At 73.7% G+C, this 19,434-nt stretch carries 22 protein-coding genes and 1 pseudogene; 21 read left to right on the forward strand and 2 right to left on the reverse strand.

Going from position 1 to position 19,434, the window contains the following annotated elements:
• From GD970_RS19730 to GD970_RS19760, 7 genes are all read left to right on the forward strand, one after another.
• Positions 1-454, forward strand: a 454-nt coding sequence (locus GD970_RS19730; protein ID WP_152204613.1) for a FliH/SctL family protein, incomplete at its 5' end; no start/stop codon positions are given.
• Complete coding sequence (locus GD970_RS19735) at positions 451-1,776, forward strand: FliI/YscN family ATPase (RefSeq protein ID WP_405002600.1); 1,326 nt, start codon at positions 451-453, stop codon at positions 1,774-1,776. The genes GD970_RS19730 and GD970_RS19735, both read left to right, overlap by 4 nt.
• On the forward strand, positions 1,773-2,204 hold the full coding sequence (locus tag GD970_RS19740) for a flagellar export protein FliJ (RefSeq protein WP_152204614.1): 432 nt from the start codon (positions 1,773-1,775) through the stop codon (positions 2,202-2,204). The genes GD970_RS19735 and GD970_RS19740 overlap by 4 nt, the downstream gene beginning before the upstream one ends.
• Entirely contained in the window at positions 2,201-2,995 is a 795-nt protein-coding gene (locus tag GD970_RS19745) for a C40 family peptidase (RefSeq protein WP_226925492.1), read from the forward strand. The genes GD970_RS19740 and GD970_RS19745 overlap by 4 nt, the downstream gene beginning before the upstream one ends.
• 875 nt (positions 2,996-3,870) lie before the next feature.
• Positions 3,871-4,455, forward strand: a complete 585-nt coding sequence (locus GD970_RS21880; protein ID WP_193314996.1) for a flagellar hook-length control protein FliK — start codon at positions 3,871-3,873, stop codon at positions 4,453-4,455.
• Between the two features lie 9 nt (positions 4,456-4,464).
• Entirely contained in the window at positions 4,465-5,001 is a 537-nt protein-coding gene (locus tag GD970_RS19755) for a flagellar hook assembly protein FlgD (RefSeq protein ID WP_152204616.1), read from the forward strand.
• A gap of 27 nt (positions 5,002-5,028) precedes the next feature.
• Positions 5,029-6,216: a flagellar hook protein FlgE gene (locus GD970_RS19760; protein WP_152204617.1), complete on the forward strand. Its 1,188-nt coding sequence runs from the start codon at positions 5,029-5,031 to the stop codon at positions 6,214-6,216.
• A gap of 61 nt (positions 6,217-6,277) precedes the next feature.
• On the opposite strand, the gene GD970_RS19765 is transcribed toward GD970_RS19760, so the two are convergent.
• Positions 6,278-6,913, reverse strand: coding sequence for a class I SAM-dependent methyltransferase (locus GD970_RS19765; RefSeq protein ID WP_152204618.1), 636 nt, complete (start codon positions 6,911-6,913; stop codon positions 6,278-6,280).
• 107 nt (positions 6,914-7,020) lie between these two features.
• A complete protein-coding gene (locus tag GD970_RS19770; RefSeq protein ID WP_152204619.1) occupies positions 7,021-8,373 on the reverse strand; it encodes a cryptochrome/photolyase family protein in 1,353 nt (450 codons plus the stop codon).
• Between the two features lie 168 nt (positions 8,374-8,541).
• On the opposite strand from GD970_RS19770, the gene GD970_RS19775 reads away from it, so the two are divergent.
• From GD970_RS19775 to GD970_RS19840, 14 genes and pseudogenes are all read left to right on the forward strand, one after another.
• Complete coding sequence (locus tag GD970_RS19775) at positions 8,542-8,739, forward strand: hypothetical protein (protein ID WP_152204620.1); 198 nt, start codon at positions 8,542-8,544, stop codon at positions 8,737-8,739.
• A gap of 333 nt (positions 8,740-9,072) precedes the next feature.
• Positions 9,073-9,357 (forward strand): flagellar FlbD family protein, encoded by a 285-nt coding sequence (locus GD970_RS19780; protein WP_226925493.1) that lies wholly within the window; start codon positions 9,073-9,075, stop codon positions 9,355-9,357.
• A complete protein-coding gene (locus GD970_RS19785; protein WP_152204621.1) occupies positions 9,358-10,128 on the forward strand; it encodes a motility protein A in 771 nt (256 codons plus the stop codon).
• A complete protein-coding gene (locus GD970_RS19790) occupies positions 10,125-10,973 on the forward strand; it encodes an OmpA/MotB family protein (RefSeq protein ID WP_152204622.1) in 849 nt (282 codons plus the stop codon). Before GD970_RS19785 ends, GD970_RS19790 begins: the two co-directional genes overlap by 4 nt.
• A 33-nt stretch (positions 10,974-11,006) precedes the next feature.
• Entirely contained in the window at positions 11,007-11,513 is a 507-nt protein-coding gene (locus GD970_RS19795) for a flagellar basal body-associated FliL family protein (RefSeq protein ID WP_226925494.1), read from the forward strand.
• A 60-nt stretch (positions 11,514-11,573) separates the two neighbouring features.
• Entirely contained in the window at positions 11,574-12,488 is a 915-nt protein-coding gene (locus GD970_RS19800; RefSeq protein ID WP_226925495.1) for a flagellar motor switch protein FliM, read from the forward strand.
• Complete coding sequence (fliN, locus tag GD970_RS19805; RefSeq protein WP_152204623.1) at positions 12,485-13,174, forward strand: flagellar motor switch protein FliN; 690 nt, start codon at positions 12,485-12,487, stop codon at positions 13,172-13,174. The genes GD970_RS19800 and fliN overlap by 4 nt, the downstream gene beginning before the upstream one ends.
• Entirely contained in the window at positions 13,174-13,953 is a 780-nt protein-coding gene (locus GD970_RS19810; protein WP_152204624.1) for a FliO/MopB family protein, read from the forward strand. Before fliN ends, GD970_RS19810 begins: the two co-directional genes overlap by 1 nt.
• 311 nt (positions 13,954-14,264) lie before the next feature.
• Positions 14,265-15,002 carry a flagellar type III secretion system pore protein FliP gene (gene fliP / locus GD970_RS19815; protein WP_226925497.1) on the forward strand — a complete coding sequence of 246 codons (738 nt, stop codon included), beginning with the start codon at positions 14,265-14,267 and terminating at the stop codon, positions 15,000-15,002.
• Positions 15,002-15,274 (forward strand): flagellar biosynthetic protein FliQ, encoded by a 273-nt coding sequence (locus tag GD970_RS19820; RefSeq protein WP_152204625.1) that lies wholly within the window; start codon positions 15,002-15,004, stop codon positions 15,272-15,274. Before fliP ends, GD970_RS19820 begins: the two co-directional genes overlap by 1 nt.
• Before the next feature lies 1 nt (position 15,275).
• Positions 15,276-16,022 (forward strand): flagellar biosynthetic protein FliR, encoded by a 747-nt coding sequence (locus tag GD970_RS19825; protein WP_152204626.1) that lies wholly within the window; start codon positions 15,276-15,278, stop codon positions 16,020-16,022.
• A 22-nt stretch (positions 16,023-16,044) separates the two neighbouring features.
• Complete coding sequence (locus GD970_RS19830; protein ID WP_152204627.1) at positions 16,045-17,151, forward strand: EscU/YscU/HrcU family type III secretion system export apparatus switch protein; 1,107 nt, start codon at positions 16,045-16,047, stop codon at positions 17,149-17,151.
• 23 nt (positions 17,152-17,174) lie between these two features.
• Positions 17,175-19,202 (forward strand): flagellar biosynthesis protein FlhA, encoded by a 2,028-nt coding sequence (locus GD970_RS19835; protein ID WP_249043224.1) that lies wholly within the window; start codon positions 17,175-17,177, stop codon positions 19,200-19,202.
• Positions 19,177-19,434: pseudogene (locus tag GD970_RS19840) on the forward strand (hypothetical protein); the annotation flags it as partial. The gene GD970_RS19835 and the pseudogene GD970_RS19840, both read left to right, overlap by 26 nt.

Here is a 19,434-nt window from a genome sequence, read left to right on the forward strand (position 1 = left end):
GGCCGAGCGGGCCGCCCGCCGCGCCGCCGACGCCGAGGCCGCCCTCGCCGTGCTCGCCTCCACCGCTGCGGCCGCCCGGGCGCGCACCGCCCCGGTGGTCGCCGAGGCCACCGAGACCCTGGCCCGCGCCGCCGTCGAGCTCGCCCAGGCGCTGCTCGGCGCCGAGCTGTCCGACGACGACACCTCCGCCCGCACCGCCCTCGCCCGGGCCCTGGGCGAGGCAGGGGACGACGACGTCGTGCGGGTCCGCCTCAACCCCGAGGACCACGCCCACCTGCGCGCCATGCTCGAGGCCCACCCCGGCGAGCTCGACATCCCGGCCGGCGTCGAGCTGGTCCCGGACGCCGCGCTGGCCCGGGGCGACGCCGTCAGCGAGCTGACCGAGGGCTACCTCGACGCCCGCCTCGGCGCGGCGCTGGCCCGCGCCCGCGCCGCCCTGGAGGTGCGGCGGTGACCCTCCTGCTCGACACCCCGCGCTGGGCCCGCACCCTCGCCGCCGCCGCCCCCACCCGCGTGGGCACCGTGCGCTCCGTCGTCGGGCTGTCCATCGAGGTCTCCGGGCTGCCGTGCGCGGTGGGCGACCTCGTGGACATCGACGCCGGCAAGGCGACGATCGGCGCCGAGGTGGTCGCGCTGGAGCAGGCCGTGGCGCGGTGCATGCCGCTCGGCCCGACCGACGGGCTGCGGGTCGGCGCCCCGGTGCGCGGCACCGGCCGGCCGCTGTCGGTGGGCGTGGGCCCCTCGCTGCTGGGACGGGTGCTCGACGGGCTGGGCCGGCCCATCGACGGGCGCGGCCCGGTGGGCGCCGTGGAGACGGTGCCGGTGGCCGGGCATGCGCCGTCGGCGCTGGACCGGGCGCGGGTGGACACGCCGCTGGAGCTGGGCGTGCGGGTCCTCGACACGCTGGTGACGGTCGGGCGTGGACAGCGCATCGGCCTGTTCGCCGGCTCCGGGGTGGGCAAGTCCTCGCTGCTGTCGATGATCGCCCGCGGCACCGAGGCCGCCATCAACGTCATCGCCCTGGTCGGCGAGCGCGGCCGCGAGGTGCGCGAGTTCCTCGAGGACGACCTGGGGCCCGAGGGGCTGGCGCGCTCCGTCGTCGTCGTGGCCACCTCCGACGAGCCGCCGGTGGTGCGCCTGCGCGCCGCCTTCACCGCCACCCGGATCGCGGAGTACTTCCGCGACGGCGGCGCCGACGTCGTGCTCATGATGGACTCCCTGACCCGCGCGGCGATGGCGCAGCGCGAGATCGGGCTGTCGGTGGGGGAGCCGCCCGCCACCCGCGGCTACCCGCCGTCGACCTTCTCCATGCTCGCCCAGCTGCTCGAGCGGGCCGGCACCGGCACGACCGGCTCGGTCACCGGGATCTACACCGTGCTCGTGGACGGCGACGACCACAACGAGCCCATCGCCGACGCCGCGCGCTCGATCCTGGACGGGCACGTGGTGCTGGACCGGTCGCTCGCCGTCGTCGGGCACTTCCCGTCCGTCGACGCCGTCGGGTCCGTCTCGCGCGTGGCCTCCCGGGTCACCAACGGCGAGCAGAAGCGGCTGGCGACGGCGCTGCGCGGGGTGCTCGCCGCGCGCCGGCAGGCCCAGGACCTGCTCGACGTCGGCGCGTACGTGGCCGGGTCCAACCCGCAGGTGGACGCCGCCGTCAACCACGCCGGCGCCATCGACGCCTTCCTGCGCCAGGGCATGGACGAGGCCGCGCCGGCCGAGCGGTCCTGGCAGCAGCTCGCCGCTCTCGTGTCCCAGCTGGGGGTCGCCGCATGAGTACCTTCCGTCTCGCCGGCCTCGGCCGGCTGCGCCGCCTGCAGGAGGACCACGCCGCCGCCGAGCTGGCCCGGCGCGCCACCGACCGCCGCGGCGCCGACCGGCGCACCGCCGAGGCGCGCGACCAGCTCGCCGGCACCGTGCTCGCGGGCACGGCCGACCCCCAGACCTGGCGCGCCGCGGTGGCCGCCCGTGCGGCGACGAGCTCGCTGGTGATCGCCGCGCAGGCCGCCGCGGAGTCCGCGCGGGAGCTGGAGGCCGAGGCGCAAACGCAGTGGACGACGGCACGCAAGCGGTCCAAGACGGTTGAGAAGCTGGCCGAGCGGCACCGCGCGGAGGAGACCGTGGCCGAGCTGCGCGCCGAGCAGCAGGTCCTCGACGAGCTGGCCACCCAGCGGGCGGCCCGGCGGCGGGAGGAGCGGCCGTGAGCGGGGTCGCCGCCGTCCAGGCGCGGATCGGGGCGATCGAGGCGCGCATCGCGCAGGTGACCGGCTCCGTCGCCATGGCGCGAGACGTCAATCTGTCCTCTGCAGCGGGCGCCACGGCCACCTCGGCCACTTCCCCGGCGGTGCAGGGCATCAACTCCGACGCGACGTTCGCCGCGGCGCTGAACAGCGCGATGGCGGCCACCACGGCGTCCTCCGGTACCGGGCTCTCCACGTCCCAGCTGCTCGGCTCGTTCACCGGCGCACCGGCCGGGACCGGGGCGGGGTTCGTGGCCGCGGCGTCGAAGTACCTGGGCGTGCCGTACGTGTGGGGCGGCGAGTCGGCGTCCGGCATGGACTGCTCCGGCCTGGTACAGCGCGCCTTCGCCGACATCGGTGTCTCCGTGCCGCGAACGGCGCGCGAGCAGATGCGAATCGGCACCGAGGTCGGCTCCTTGGCCCAGGCCCAGCCCGGCGACCTCATCGTCACCCGCGGCGGCGGTCACATCGCCATCTACCTGGGCGACAACAAGATCCTCCACGCGCCGCGGCCGGGGGAGAAGGTGTCCGTCCGCGAGCTGTTCGAGACGGACAAGGACATCAACACCATCCGCCGGGTGCTGCCGAGCGGGACGGGGGTCGCCGCCGCTGGTGGTATCAGCGCTGCCACGGGCGCCAACGCCGCGACGGCCGCACTCGCCTCCTTGGCGGTCCCCGGGCTCGGCAGTTCCGGTACGCCGGCGCTCGACCCGGCGCGCCTCGCCCTGCAGCTCTCGACGGGAGGATTGCGATGAGCATCGGCATGCTGCCGCCGGCGCCCACGCCTGCGCCGGCCGCTCCGCCCTCCGCCGCCCGCGGCGCCGCTCGTCCGGGAAGGGGCGACGCGTTCGCCTCGGCCCTGGCTGCCGAGCTGGACCCGCGGGACGCCGGCTCCGCGAAGCCGGACGCCGGCCGCGACGCGAAGCGACCTACTGGACCGCGCCACGGTGAGACCTCGCGGGGCGAACCCGGGCGCGAGCCGGTTGAAGGCACCAGCGGCACACCGTCCGGCGCCACCGACTCGACGACGGGCTCCACCAGCGGCGCGGCCGCGCTCCCGGGTGATGACGGTGTGGTCTTCCCCGGCACACCGTCGATGGAGGCTGCGCCTGCGGTCGCGATGCCAGCGGCAGCGGTGTCGACGCCGTCAGCCGGAGTGGACTCCACCGCGGACGCCGGTGAGGCGCCCGTGCCGGCTGAGGTGGCGACCGCACCAGCGGCTGCTTCCTCCCCGGCAGTGCCGGCGGCGATCGACGGTGAAGCGACCACTGCGACCGGCGGCGAGGCGGTCGCGGACGGCGGGGTCTCGCGGCCGGCGTCGGGCGGCGCTCCAGCTCCAGTTCGGCCTACTGCCGCTCTTCCGGCGGCAGGCGCGGCCGGCCCGTCCGAGGCGCCTGCTGGCGCAGCAGCAACCATCGTCGGTGGTGGCGAGACCGCGCAGGCCTCGGATGCCTCCCTGACGTCGGCCGGGGCCGACGTCGCCCCGGCACCCGCTCCCGGTTCTGTCGCTGCGCCCTCGTCCGCCACCGCTCAGCTCGGCGACGAGAACCCGGCCACGGTCCGAACGAACGGGCCCGTCACGCCGGTCGCCGGGGCGGAGGCAGCAACGGCACCCGCCGATGTTGCGCCCATGCGCGCGTCCGCGGCGGCCTCGGACGCCCCGGTCGCTGTCCAGCCAACCCCCGCCACGCCGTCGGCCAACCCCCAGGTGCTCGTCACCGGCACTGCGGCCGCCGCACCCATCGCGTCGGCGCCCCCGGTGACCGCCGCGACGCCCGTGCCGTTCACCGACCAGATCGTCGGCCCGCTCGCGCGGCTGCGCGAGGCGCCCGAGGGCACCCACGTGCTCACCGTGCACGTCACGCCCGAGGACCTCGGGCCGGTGCGGGTGCGCGCGCACATCACCGGCGAGGGCGTGCGCATCGAGCTGCTCGGCGTCACCGACGCCTCCCGGGAGGCGCTGCGCGTGGCGCTGACCGACCTGCGCCGGGACCTCGCGGCCACCGGTCTCAACGCCGACCTGCAGCTCGGCCAGGACCGCGGGGACCGGCAGTCCGGCCTCCAGGCCGGCGGGCAGGGCCCCGGTGAAGAGCGTGGCCGGGCCGAGGCGCGGCTCGCCCATGCGACCCGCGGCGAGACCGAGGCTGCGCCGTCGTCCACCTCCACCCTTCCGTCCGGTGCCCCGCGCGCCGGCGGGATCGACCTCTTCGCGTAAGGAGACACCATGTCCGTCCCCGCCGTGTCCGGCGCGTCAGACTTCTACGCGAACGTCGGCGCGACCCGCGACACCGCTGCCCCCGCCGCGGCCACGGGGGAGCAGACGCTCGACAAGGACGCGTTCCTCCAGCTGCTGGTCGCGTCGCTGAAGTACCAGGACCCCAGTGCGCCGATGGACACCTCCGAGCTCATGGCGCAGACGACGCAGCTGTCCACCATGGAGCAACTCGTCTCGCTGACGACCATGGCCCAGCAGAGCTTCGCGCTGCAGCAGCGCAGCTCTGCCGCCTCGCTGGTCGGGCAGTACGTCAGCTATGTCGACGACCAGGGCACGACGGTCCAGGGTCTGGTCGAGTCCGTCGACCTCACCGGCCCCGACCCGCTGCTGAAGATCGGCACGGCCCACGTGTCGCTCAGCTACATCTCCGGCGTCGTCAGCAAGCCTGCCGACCCGGCCCCCGACGGCTCCGGCACGCCCGCCGAGCCTGCCCCCGACCCCTCCACCGACGGCGGCCAGACGACGTCGTCCACCGCCCAGGCCTGACCCGCCCCACCAGAAGGGACCTTCCCCATGCTCCGCTCGCTCTTCTCCGGCATCTCGAGCCTGAGGTCGCACCAGACCATGCTCGACGTGACCGGCAACAACATCGCCAACGTCAACACCACCGGCTACAAGGCCGGGCGGACGCAGTTCGAGGACACGCTCTCGCAGGTTATCCAGAACGCCGGGGCGCCGCAGGCGGGCCAGGGTGGCACCAACCCGGCGCAGGTCGGGCTGGGCGTGCAGGTCGCGGCGATCACCAACAACTTCACCGACGGGGCCACGCAGCAGACCGGCAGCCCGCTCGACATGAAGATCACAGGCGACGGGTTCTTCATCATCAACAACGGCACCGAGCAGCTGTACACGCGGGCGGGGGCGTTCACGCTCGACGCACTGGGGCAGCTGACGACGCCGAGCGGGGCGCTGGTGCAGGGGTGGTCGGCGACTGGCGGCGTGGTTAACGCCAACGGTGCGCTCGGCCCGATCACGCTGCCGGTCTCGACAACGATGGGCGCGAAGGCAACCACTGGGTCAGTCTTCTCCGGCAACTTGCCGGTAGATGCCACCAACGGCACCGTGCTCAACCGGGCCGTTGAGGTGTACGACGCCAACGGCACAGCCCACAACCTCGACCTTGTCTTCGAGAAGTCCGGGGCCACCTGGACCATCACTAGCCCGGACGATGCCTCGGTCAACGTCACCCTTACGTCAGACGGCGCAGGAGGTTTCACCCCCGCCGCGACGCCGTTCGACGTGACGGTCGTTCCGGGTCTCACCGTCACAGTGGATCTCAGCACCGTTTCCGGTTATGCCAAGCTCACGACGATCGAGGCCGAGTCCCAAGACGGCATGGGTGCGGGCACGCTGCAGTCCTTCAGCATGAACGCCGACGGCACCCTCATCGGCTCCTTCTCCAACGGGTTCAAGGAGCCTGTTGGGCGCATCGCGCTTGCCAACTTCGCCAACGCGAACGGCCTGGAGAAGGCCGGTGGCACCGGCTTCCGTAGCACGGTGAACTCGGGCGAGGCGCAGGTGGGTGCCGCGGGCACCGGTGGTCGGGGTTCCCTGAGTAGCCGCGCACTGGAGATGTCCAACGTGGACCTCTCCCAGGAGTTCACCAATCTCATCATCGCCCAGCGCGGTTTCCAGGCCGGCTCGCGCGTGATCACCACCTCCGACGAGCTGCTTCAGGAGCTCGTCAACCTCAAGCGGTAATTCCCAAGCCCCATAGACATCACCCCTGCCGTGCATCGATCGCGGCGGGGGTGATGTCGTCTCAGCGGCGTTCCATCGCGCCGAGCACGAATTCCCGCGTCACCGCCGGAGTTCCCGGCAGTTCCACCCGCCGCAGCGCTGCGGTGTCGAAGCCCGCATGGCCAAGTGCGGAGCCGGTGTCCCGGTCGATGTGGCAGCCGCCGCTGAACGCCGGCCAGAGCCGGTCGAGTCGTTGCTGCCGACGCGCGATGCGGCCATCAATACTGCGCACGTGCTCCATCACCAGGAGCTTGCCGCCGGGTCGCAGCACGCGGTGTAGCTCGCCAGCCACGGCGTCGACGTCGTCGACGCTGCACATTGTCAGCGTGGAGATGACGGTGTCGACCGAGCCGTCGTCGATCGGCAGCGACTCCGCGCCCACCGCGTGCAGGCGCATGGCGTCGTCCATGCGGGCCTCGAGCCGCGAGCGCATGTGCGGGTCCGGCTCGACCAGGTGCACCTGCGTCACGGCGGCCGGGAGATGCGGCAGGTTGTGACCGACGCCGGAGCCGATGTCCACGGTCACGCCGGCGGCCTGCCGCACCAGCGAACGCCGGTATTCGCCCAGCGGCCCGTTCTCCGCCGCAGCGCTGGTCCGGGCGTAGAACCACGCGAAGACCCGGTGGCCGCGCTCGGCGCTCACAGCGGTGCGGCTCATGTCGGGGCCTTTCGTTGCGGCGGCTCGCCTCTCGGCACTGGGCGGTGCACCACGCACAGTAGGGGAGCCGCTGGCGAACGCCGGCGGCGCACCACGCAGCACGGCGGCTACCGCCGCGCCGCCTCGTAGCGCCGCAACGCCTCGGCCCGCTCCACGCCGTGGTCAACGATCCGCTCCGGGTACCCGTGCGCGAGCCCGTCGGGCACCTGCCACGGCTGGTGCACCGCCGCGCCGGGCACGTGCGAAAGCTCGGGGACGTACCGGCGCACGTACTCGCCGGCGGGGTCGAACCGCTCGCCCTGGGTGATGGGGTTGAACACCCGGAAGTACGGCGCGGCGTCCGTGCCGGTGCCGGCGACCCACTGCCAGCCGTGGTTGTTCGAGGCGATGTCGCCGTCGCGCAGGTGCTGGAGGAAGAACCGGGCGCCGTGCGGCCACCAGACGTGCAGGTCCTTGGCGAGGAAGCTCGCCACGACCATTCGCACCCGGTTGTGCATCCACCCCTCGGCGAGGAGCTGGCGCATGCCGGCGTCGACGAACGGGTACCCGGTGCGGCCCTCCTCCCAGGCGCGCACGTGGCCGGCCGCGGCGTTCGCCGGGTCCGCGTAGGTCATGCCGCGCAGGTCCTCACGCAGGTCGGACCAGGCGGAGTCCGGGCGGTGCCACAGCACGTCGGCGTAGAACTCGCGCCAGCACAGCTCGGCCACGAATCGCTCGGCGCCCTTGGTCGTGCCGGCGGGGTGGGCGGCGACGTCGGCCAGCATGGTGCGCGGGTGGATCGTGCCGTACTTGAGGTGGACGGACATCTGCGACGTGGCGTCGAGGTCCGGGCGGTCCCGGGTCTCGTCGTAGTGGGCCAGGCCGTCGTCGAGGAACTCCTCCCACCGGGCCTGGGCCGCGGCTTCCCCGGTGGGGACGACGGCGACGTCGTCGCCCGCCGGCAGCGGCGCCGACTCCACGCCGCGGTGCCAGCGCAGGCCGGCGGGAACCGGGGCGGGGGAGGGCCAGCCCTGCTCGCGCCAGGCGCGGGAGAACGGCGTGAAGACCTGGAACGGCGTGCCGTCGCCCTTGCGCACCAGGCCCGGTCCGACGGCGTACGGCGTGCCGGTGGCCACGAGCGGGACGTCGCCCAGGGCCCGCTCGACCCGCCGGTCTCGCCGTCGCCCGTACGGCGTGGTCTCCCGGCTGACGTGGACGCTCGTGGCGCCGACCTCGCGGGCCAGGGCCGGGATGACGTCCTCGGGCCGGCCCTCGCGGACGACGAGGGCGCCGTCGTAGGACTCCCGGGCCGCGCCCAGCGCCGCAGAGAGGTAGGCGCGGCGCACCGATCCGGCGGAGGCCAGCAGCGCCGGGTCGGCAACGAACACGGGCAGGACGGCGCCGCCGGCCTCGTGCGCCGCGAGGAGCGCCGGCAGGTCGCGCAGGCGGAGGTCGCGGCGCAGCCACAGCAACGCGGTCATGGCCGCCATCCTCGGCGACGGCGCGCGTGGCGGCATGCCGTGCACCGGGGGAGGCGGGCCAGCGGCCCGCGGCCAGCGCCGGCTGCCGATCACCGGCGAGCCCGCGGCAGCCAGTTCACGGCTCACCGGCGCACACTTGACGGAGGCGTCACCCGGGAGGGCCGAGTCGTGAAACGCAGCCCTGTGCTGGCCGTGGTCGGGGTGATCGTCGCCGTCGTCGGCGTGGTCTGGACGCTGCAGGGGCTGGGCCTCCTCGCGGGCAGCCCCATGACCGGCGTGCGGACATGGGCGATCATCGGGCCGATCGTCGCCGTCATCGGCGTCGTGCTGCTGGTCGCCGGGCTGCGCCGCCACCGCGAGCGGTAGCGGGCGCGTCGGCGTCTGTCGGAGGCACCAGGTGGGCGCCGGAATTGACGTCTCGCGACCCAGATGACGCGTCGCGCGCTAACTGACGTTTCACGACGAACATGACGCCTCGCGCACTTCTTGACGTCTCGCGCATCAAATGGGGGGCGCGCTTAGCAGATCCGGAAACGCAATGCGCGGCACCACGCCGACGACACGCGCGCGCCGTTGCGCATTCTTGCGCCGCAATTCCTCATCACCGCGCCGGGGCGGCCGATGAGACGGGTGCAGGCCTCATGGACGGGGCCTGCGCAGGGCTCATGGACGGGCCCGAAGACACAGGATGGAACGACCGTGATCATCGTGCGACGCCTCACGGGGCAACCTTTCGCGATCAATCCCGACTTGATCGAGCGAATCGAGTGCACCCCGGACACGATTCTCGTGCTGCTCGACGGCACCCGGTACATCGTCAACGAGTCGATGGACGAGATCGTCGCGCTGATCCAGGACCACCGCGCCGCCATCGTCGCGCGCTCCCTGAACATCTCCACCACGGAGGCCGCTCCCGCCGAGCGGCCCGAGGTCGACGACAACGTGATCGTTCCCCTGCCGACCCGTCCGAGGGGGGAGAAGTAGGTGGATTTCGCAACGATCGCCGGCCTCGCCGTCGCCTTCGTGGCGGTGTGGGGGGCGATGACCCTCGAGGGCACGCACGTCACCTCGATCCTGCTGCCGGGGCCGATGCTGCTGGTCTTCGTCGGCACGATCGGCGCCGGCCTCGCCGGCGGCATGCTCAAGGACGCCCTGCACGCCGTCAGGCAGCTGCCGCGGGCCTTCACGAGCAAGGCCCCGCTCCAGGGCGCCACGATCCCGACGCTCGTCGCGCTGTCCGACCGGGCCCGCCGCGAGGGCCTCCTCGCCCTGGAGGACGAGACCCGCGACATCGACGACGACTTCCTCCGCGACGGCCTGACCGCCGCCATCGACGGCGCGGACCCGGAGGAGCTGCGCGCGCTGCTCGAGGATCGCATCGACACCAAGCGCAAGCAGGACCGCATCGCCTCCGGCTTCTTCACCTCCCTCGGCGGCTACGCCCCGACGATCGGCATCATCGGCACCGTCGTCTCCCTGGTCCACGTGCTGGAGAACCTCACCGAGCCGGACAGCCTCGGCCCGCTCATCGCGGCCGCGTTCGTCGCCACCCTGTGGGGCATCCTCTCGGCCAACATGATCTGGCTGCCCATCGGCGCCCGGCTCAAGCGGCTGTCCGACCTCGAGTGCGCCCAGATGGAGGTCACCCTCGAGGGCCTGCTCGCCCTGCAGTCCGGCGCCAACCCGCGCATGGTCAACGAGCGCCTCCGCAGCCTCGTGCCGGCCTCGGAGATCGTCGAGGACGCGGCGGCATGAGGTCCCCTCGGCGGCGCCGCGGCGGCGCGGAGCACGAGGAGGAGGTCAACGTCGAGCGGTGGACCACCAGCTACATGGACATGGTCACCGTGATGATGTGCCTCTTCATCGTCCTGTTCGCGATCAGCCAGGTGGACCAGCAGAAGTTCTTCGCGCTGCGCGAGTCCCTCGCCGCCACCTTCGGCCAGCCCACCGGCGCCAACGTCCAGGTGCTCGACGGCGGCCAGGGTGTCCTCGCCGCGGACTCGGTCGTCCCGGACCCGCCGGACGTCACCAACCAGTCCGGCGGCCCGGTCCACGGCGTCGACGAGGCCGGGAACATCGAGGCCGCCCGCCAGGAGGTCGCCGACCTGCGCGAGCTGCAGCGGCGCATCCAGGAGGCCCTCGAGCAGCGCCAGGTCGCCAGCGACGTCACCTTCGCCATCACCGACCGCGGCCTGATCATCGGCCTGGTCAGCGCCGACGTGTTCTTCTCCACCGAGAGCGCGAAGCTGACCGACGAGGCCCTGCTGGTCATCGACGCCCTCTCCCCGGCGCTGGCCACCGAGCCCTACGAGCTCTCCGTCGAGGGCCACGCCAACACCGTGCCCACCGTGCGCTACCCCACCAACTGGGAGCTGTCCGCCGACCGTGCCAGCCAGGTGCTGCGCCGCATGGTCGAGGCCGGCGGGATCGCCCCGGACCGGATGCGCGCCGTCGGCCTGGGCGACGCCCACCCCATCGACGCCGCCGGCCAGGACCCCCTGACGGTCAACCGGCGCGTCGACGTCGTCGTCCTCTCCGACGCCCCGGAGGCCGTCCGGGTGCTCATGCCGCAGGTGGTCGCCGAGACCGGAGGGGCCTGACATGGACGAGACCGTGGACCTGGAGGACCGCTGATGGTCGAGCAGCGCACCGTCGGGCGCCCCGTCAACGTTCGGGGCACGCCCCCGCAGGAAGAGATGAGGAGCGCCATGTCGCACGCCGAGGAGGCCCCGCCGCGCCGCCGGCGCGGGCTGCTGGTCCTGGTGGTGCTGGTCGTCGTGCTCGCGGCCGCGGCCGCCGCCTACGTGCTGCGCCCGTGGGAGAGCGAGGCCGCCGCGGCGCCCGAGAAGGCCCCCGAGCTCGGCCTCGTCGTCCCGGTGGACCCGATCAGCGTCAACCTCGCCGACGGGCACTACCTGCGCCTGGGCTTCTCCATCCAGCTCAAGAAGGGGGCGACGGCGGAGCTGCAGGTGGCCCGCGCGCTCGACATCGCCATCGCCACCTACTCCGGCAAGCCCATCGACGAGGTCAACGACCCCGCCCGCCGCGAGGAGCTCAAGGCCGAGCTCCTGACCCAGCTGAGCGAGACGTTCAAGGGGGAGGTGGTGGACGTCTACCTCACGGACTACGTCACCCAGTGAGGCCCAACTCCGCCTGACCCTTTCCCTCATACAGGCCGCCACCCGACCGATTGACCGGGTGTGACGGTCCCATCCAGCGTGCCCGGCGCTCGCACGCCGATGGCCTACGACTTCCGGCGGCCCATGACGCTGCCGCGCGAGCACGCCCGCATGCTGGAGATGGCCTTCGGCACGTTCTCCCGGCACTGGGCCAACCAGCTCGTCGCGCGCCTGCGGGTGTCGGTCTCCTCGGCGGTGACCGAGGTGACGATGTGCTCCTACGACGAGTACGTCGCCTCCCTGCCGACGACGACGACCGTGGTGCTGTGCTCGGTCGAGCCCGGCCGGCGCATCGCCCTGGTGCAGTTCCCCCTCGACGCCGCCCTCGTGTGGATCGACCACATGCTCGGCGGCCCCGGCACCCCCGGGGCGGTCCCCGAGCGCGAGCTCACCGAGATCGAGCAGGCGCTGATCATGGAGCTGCTGCGCCGCACCCTGGCCGACCTCAACTACTCCTTCGCCGCGATCGTGCGCCTCGAGGCGGAGTTCAAGCAGATCCAGTACACCCCGCAGTTCGTCCAGGCCGCCGAGGCCTCCACGCCGGTGATCGTGGCCCGCTTCCAGCTGCACGTGGACGAGCAGGACGTGCCGGTCTCGGTCATGCTGCCCGCCGAGGGCCTCATGGCCGCGCTGCGCGACGGCGAGCACGTGGACCTGCGCACCGCCGAGGAGATCGCCGAGGAGAAGGTGCAGAGCCGGCTCCTCGAGGTCGCCGTCCAGCAGGTCCCGGTCGACGTCGCCGTGCGCTTCCGCCCCGTCACCGTCCACCCGCGCGAGGTCGTCGCGCTGCGCCCGGGTGACGTCCTCCCGCTCCACCACCCCGCCTCCCGGCCGCTCGACGTGGTCGTCGGGGACCGGGTGCTGGCCCAGGCCGCCCCCGGCACCCAGGGCACCCGGCTCGCCGGCATGGTCGTCCACGTCAAGGAGAACTCATGAACCCCACCGCAACCGTCAACGACCAGCAGGCCGTGGCGGAGCTGGCGCGGCTACTGCCCTCGCCGGTGCCGCTGGCGCCGCGCCGCGCCGGTGAGTTCGAGCGCCCCGCGCCGGACGCCACCGCCGTCGTCGCCACCTTCGTGGGCCAGACCAGCGCCGAGCTCATGGTCGTCGCCCAGCAGTCGGTGACCGACGCGATGGCCGGCGCCGGCGCCCTCTCCCTCGCCGAGGCGCTGCGCCCCGCCCTGGAGGCGGCCGGCCGCACCCTGGGCCCCGGCGTGCTGGGCACCGCCGAGACCCGCCCGGCCGGGGAGGTCTTCACCGGCCCGGGCACCGTGGTCTACGCCCTCGACGCCGGCGTGGCCACCCAGGCCTGGTTCGGCATCCGCGCCAAGGGCTCCGCCGTCGACGCCGCGGCGCCCGCCGCCCCGCTGCCCTCCGGCGCCATGCGGGTGCTCTACGACGTCGAGATGACCCTGACCACCGAGATCGGCCGCACCCGCCTGCCGGTGCGCGACGTCCTGGAGCTGACCCCCGGCGCGGTCCTCGAGCTCGACCGGTCGGCCGGCAGCCCCGCCGACGTCATGGTCAACGGCCGCCTGGTCGCCCGCGGCGAGGTCGTCGTGGTCGACGACGAGTACGCCGTGCGCATCACCGAGATCGTCTCCACCGAAAACCTGGGTTAGTGCTCGACAGCGTGCTGCTGGGCCTGCGGGTCGCCCTGTCCCTCGCCCTCGTCCTGGTCATCCTGTGGGTCATCGCCCGCAAGGTGAACGCCGGGACCTCAGCCACCCGGCGGGTGCCCGTCACCGTGCTCGGGCGCCAGTCCCTGGGCCGGCGCTCCGGGGTGGCGGTGGTCGAGGTGGCCGGGCGCACCCTGCTGCTGGGCGTGAGCGACGACGGCGTGCGGCTGCTCACCGAGCTCGACGACGCCGGCCACGCCCTTGAGGCCGGGCCGGGGCGGCTCGAGGCCGGCCACGCCCTGGAGGGCGGGCCGGGGCTGGTCGAGGCCGGCCGGGCCGCGCTGCTCGACACCGGCCCGCCGGCACCCCCGCCGGCGGCCGGCGACGACGTCCCCGGCGGCCAGGTGATCGCCGGGCGCTTCAGCGCGTCCGCACGGCTGGCTGCCCCGTCCGCCCGCCGCGCCGACGTCCCTGCTGCTACCGGTGACGTGCGCGGCGACCGCACCGTGCTGCCCGCCCGCCGGGCCGACCTGCGCGCGCGTACCGGCACGGACGACGGCGCGCCGGCCGCCGCCGGGCCTGCCCCGATGATCGGGCCGGTGCGTTCCTTCGACGACGTGCTGGCCGCCGAGGTGACGCCGCGCCACCGGTCCCGCCGCCGCGCGGCCGCCCGGCGCGCCGAGGTGCCCGAGCTCTCCACCGGCCCGCTGGCCGGCTCCGTGCTGGACAAGGCCACCTGGACCCGGGCCTGGGCGGTCCTGCAGGAGCGGTCGTCCCGATGATCGTGCTCATCGACGCCAAGGTCCCCTCCGGAGCAGGCGTCACGCCGGCCGGCCGCGGCCCCGAGTGCGACGGTGTTGTCGTCTCCGGCCCCGCGGACACCGCAATGTCGTCGCACGCGTGCCCGGCCGCGTACTCGAGTGCGACGACATTGCGGTCTCGGCTCGCGCCAAGGCCGCAATCTCGTCGCATTCGCGGCCGCGGGCTCGCCGTCGCCGAGCGCGGTGGGCACGCGCGCGCCGGGCAGGAGCGCACGGCGCGCCACTGGCGCTGGCTCGCCTTCGCCGCGGCCGGGCTCGCCGTCGTCCTCGCCCTGCTCGTCCTCGGCGCGGCCGCCGCGCACGCCGCGCCGATCGACCCCAGGGACCCCACCGACCCGACGCCCCCGACCGGCCCGCTGGACATCACCGTCAACGGCGAGCCGACGGCCCCGTCGACCTCCGTGGTGGTCCTGCTCGGCATCACCCTGCTGTCGGTGGCGCCGTCGCTGCTGCTGATGATGACGAGCTTCACCAAGCTCTTCGTCGTCCTGGCGCTGACCCGCAACGCGCTCGGCCTGCAGGGCGTGCCGCCCAACCAGGTGCTCGCGGGGCTGAGCCTGTTCCTGTCGATCTTCATCATGTTCCCGGTGCTCGGGGACATCAACGGCGCCGCCGTGCAGCCCTACCTCGCCGGGGACCTGACCTTCACCGACGCCCTGGGCGCCGCCTCCGACCCGCTGCGCACCTTCATGCTCGGGCAGACCCGCGAGGAGGACATCGCCCTGCTCACCCGCGCGGCCGACCTGCCCAACCCGGCCAGCCCCGAGGTCGTGCCGCTGCAGACCCTCATCCCGGCGTTCATGCTCTCCGAGCTGCGCGCCGCCTTCGTCATCGGCTTCGTGATCTTCGTGCCGTTCCTCGTCATCGACCTGGTCGTCTCGGCCGTCCTGATGAGCATGGGCATGATGATGCTGCCGCCGGTGATGATCTCCCTGCCCTTCAAGATCCTGCTGTTCGTGCTCGTGGACGGGTGGGGCCTCATCGTCACGACGCTGGTCGGGAGCTACTGATGGACACCAACGCCGTTCTCGACATCGCCGCCGTGGCCCTCGGCCTGGCCGCCAAGCTCGCCGCCCCGGCGCTCGTCACCGCCCTGGTGGTGGGCTTCACCGTCTCCCTGCTGCAGTCCGTCACGCAGATCCAGGAAGTCACCCTCAGCTTCGTGCCCAAGGCGATCGCGGTCGCGATCGCGCTGGTGATCGCGGGCAACTGGATGATCTCCGAGCTGGTCGTGACCACCCACGAGCTGTTCGACCGCATCCCCCAGCTCCTGGAGAGCTGAGATGGACCTCGTGCGCGAGCTCGAGCCGCTGCTGCTGGCCGCGGTGCGGGTGACCGTCTTCCTCGTCCTGGCCCCGCCGTTCTCCCACGGCGCGGTGCCCGGGGCGGTCAAGGCCATCCTCGGCGTCGGGCTGGCCTTCGCCCTGGCCCCGCCTCTGGCCGCGGCCAACCTGTCCACCGCCGGGTTTATCGGCCAGCTCGTCAGCGAGGCGGTCATCGGCGGCGGGCTGGGGGTGCTCGTCGCGGTCGTCTTCACCGCGGTGCAGGCGGCGGGCCGGCTCATCGACCACCTCGGCGGCTTCGAGATGGGCATGGCGTTCGACCCCATGTCCATGACGCACGGCGGGCAGTTCACCCAGCTCTACGCCCTTGCGGCGACCGTGCTGCTGTTCGTCTCCGACGGCTACCAGCTCGTCATCGGCGGCCTGGCCCGCAGCTTCCGCGCCCTGCCGCTGGGCGCCACCCTCGACCTGCCCGCCCTGGCCGAGTCCCTGACCGGCGCCGTCGGGCAGATGATGGTCGCCGCGCTGCAGGTCGCCGGCCCGCTCATCGCCGTGCTCTTCCTCGCCGACGTCGGCCTGGGCCTGCTCACCCGGGTCGCCCCGGCGCTCAACGCCTTCGCGCTCGGCTTCCCGCTGAAGATCCTCATCACCCTCGTCCTGGGCACCTTCGCCCTGGTGGCGCTGCCCCGGGTGATCGCGGGGCTGTCGCAGGACGCGCTCGGCGGGATCGCGGGGGTGGCCGGATGAGCCGGATCGCGGGGGTGGCCGGATGAGCCAGCCCTCGGGGGAGAAGACCGAGAAGGCCACTCCGCAGCGGATGAAGAAGGTCCGCCGCGACGGCGGGCTCGGCCGCTCCCAGGACCTCGCCGCCTGGCTGGTGGTCGGCGCGGCGGCGGTCATGCTGCCCACCGTCCTCGCCGCCGGGACCGACGCCGCCCGCGAGCAGCTGCGCATGGTCGGCGCCGCCGCGGCCGCCCCGGAGGCGGCGACGGCGCTGCGGGCCCTGCAGGACGGGCTGTCCTCGGTCCTGCCCACCTTGCTGCCGGTGCTCGCCGCCGCCGCGGTGGCCGCGCTCGTGGGCAACGCCGTCCAGGGCGGGGTCCACCTCAAGAGCCTCAAGCCGAAGTTCACCAACCTCAACCTCGCCAAGGGCTTCAAGCGCCTCTTCGGGCTGCAGTCGTGGTGGCAGGGCGCCAAGGCGGCGCTGAAGACGGCGGGGGTCGGCGTCGTCCTGTACGTCACCGTCGTCGGCATGGTGCCCCTGGTGCTCACCTCGGGGCAGATGCCGCTGGGCGGCCTGCTCGGCGAGGTGGGTTCGCGCATCTCCAGCCTGCTCGTCTGGGGCGTCGTCGCGGGCCTGGCGCTCGCCGTCGTCGACGTCGTCGTGGTCATGCGGCGCAACCGCAAGCAGACCCGGATGACCAAGCAGGAGGTCAAGGAGGAGAACAAGGCCACCGAGGGCGACCCGCACGTCAAGGGCGCCATCCGCTCCCGGCAGCTGGCGATGAGCCGCAACCGGATGATGGCGGCGGTGGCCGACGCCGACGTCGTCATCGTCAACCCCACCCACGTCGCCGTCGCGCTGCGCTACCAGCCCGGGCAGGGCGCCCCGCGGGTGGTCGCCAAGGGCCAGGGGCACGTGGCCGCCCGCATCCGCGAGCGTGCCGCCGACCACCACGTCGCCGTCGTGCAGGACATCACCCTGGCCCGCACCCTGCACGCCGCGTGCGAGCTGGGCCAGGAGGTGCCCGAGCACCTGTACGAGGCCGTCGCCCGGGTCCTCGCCTTCGTCATGTCCCTGCGCCGGCGCGGCAGCGCCGCCGGCACCCACCGGGTGCCCGCCCACCGCGCCCCCGCCCGAGAGGACCGCCCGTGAAGAACCTCAAGGTCAGCCAGTTCATGGCCCCCATCGGGGTGGTGGGCATCGTCCTGCTGCTCGTCGTGCCGCTGCCCGCCCCGCTGCTCGACGTGCTCATCGCGGTGAACATCACCGTCTCGGTGCTGGCCCTGCTGATCACGATGTACATCAAGAAGCCGCTGGACTTCTCGATCTTCCCCTCGCTGGTGCTCGTGGCCACGCTCTTCCGCCTCGGCCTGAACGTCGCCTCCACCCGCCTGGTGCTGCGCGACGCCTACGCCGGGCAGGTCATCGACGCCTTCGGGCACTTCGTCGTCGGCGGCTCGCTGGTCATCGGCCTGGTCATCTTCCTCATCCTCGTGGTCATCCAGTTCGCGGTGATCACCAACGGCGCCGGCCGCGCCGCCGAGGTCAGCGCCCGCTTCACCCTCGACGCCATGCCGGGCAAGCAGATGGCCATCGACGCCGACCTCAACGCCGGCCTCATCGACGAGCACGAGGCCCGCCGCCGCCGCGCCGAGGTGGCCGCCGAGGCCGACTTCCACGGCGCGATGGACGGCGCGTCGAAGTTCGTCAAGGGCGACGCCATCGCCGGCATCGTCATCACGATCATCAACCTCATCGGCGGCTTCATCATCGGCATGCTCCAGCACGGCATGAGCGCCGGGGAGTCCATCGAGACCTACGCGATCCTCACCGTCGGCGACGGCCTGGTCACCCAGATCCCGGCCCTGCTCATGTCGGTGGCCACCGGCCTCGTGGTCACCCGGGCCACGGCCGAGGAGGACATGGGCACCGCCGCCTCCACCCAGCTGCTCCAGTCGCGCAACGCCCTGGCCATCGCCGGCGTCGCCGCCCTGGCCATGGGGCTCATCCCCGGCCTGCCCAAGATGCCGTTCATCGTCGTGGGCATCGTGCTGCTGGTGCTGGCCCAGCGGGTGAAGAAGGCCGACGAGCGGGCCGCGGCGGCGGCGGAGGCGCCGGCGGGCACCGCGCTGCAGCCGGCGCCGGAGACCACCGAGCAGCTCATCGAGCAGATGCGGGTGCATGCCCTGGAGATCCTCCTCGCCCCCGACCTCGTCGACCTCGTGGGCGGCTCGGCCGACCAGGACCTGCTCGCCCGGGTGCGGGCGCTGCGCCGCAAGACCGCCCTGGAGATGGGCTTCGTGCTGCCGCCGGTGCGCACCCGCGACTCCGTGGACCTGCCCGTGGCCACCTACGCCATCCGCATGTCGGGGGTGGAGGTCGCCCGCGGCCAGGCCCCAGCCGGGCGGATGCTCGCCCTGGGCGACGGGCTGGACAACCTGCCCGGCACCCTCGTCAACGAGCCCGTCTTCGGCCTGCCCGGCAAGTGGATCCCCGCCGAGCTGCGCCACAGCGCCGAGATGGCCGGCGCCACCGTGGTCGACCGCACCTCGGTGGTCATCACCCACCTGTCGGCCCTGGTCACCTCGCACGCCCCGCGCCTGCTGGGCCGGGAGGACGTCCGGGTGCTCAACGAGGGCCTCAAGCAGACCAACCCCTCGGTCGTCGAGGAGCTCGTGCCGGCGCTGCTCTCCCTCGGGGAGGTCCAACGGGTGCTGCAGGGCCTGCTCGCCGAGCAGGTGCCGGTCCTGGACCTGGCCCGCATCTACGAGGCGCTGACCCTGCGGGCGAAGGTCTCCACCGACGCCGAGGGGCTGATCGAGGCGGCGCGGGTGGCCCTGGGCGACACCATCGTCGACCGCCACGCCGCCGACCAGGTGCTGCGCGTGCTCACCATCGAGCCGGGCACCGAGCAGCTGCTGCTGGAGTCGCTGCGCCCCGGCGACGGCGGCACCCAGCTCTCCCTGGCCCCGGACCGGGTCGAGGCGCTGCTGGCCTCGGTGCGCGGGCAGGTCGAGGCCGCCGAGGCCGGCGGCAAGCAGGTGGTCCTCGTGTGCGCGCCGGCCATCCGCCCGGCGCTGCGCCGGCTCGTCGCGCTCGCCGTCCCGCGCCTGCCCGTGCTGTCCTACAGCGAGGTCTCTGGGACGACGCTGACGATCGACACGGTGGGAGTGGTGGGTGTCGGACACGCAATTGCTGCTTGACGGCCCCGAGCTGGACCCGCTGCTCGAGCGGGCCCGGGAGATCGGCGGCCGGGTGGTCCGCGCCGAGCGGGTGCGGCGCATGTTCGGCAAGGCCCGCTACGAGGTCACCGTCGAGGTGCCCGGCCTGTCCGACGGCGCCGCCTCCTCGGCGCCCGCGCTGCCCCCGGGCCGGGGCGCCGGTCCGGCCCGGCCGGCCGGGGGGCCGGGCGCGCCCGGCGGTCCCCAGGCGGCG

The organism is Georgenia thermotolerans (genome assembly GCF_009193185.1).
Taxonomy (GTDB): Bacteria; Actinomycetota; Actinomycetes; order Actinomycetales; family Actinomycetaceae; genus Georgenia; species Georgenia thermotolerans.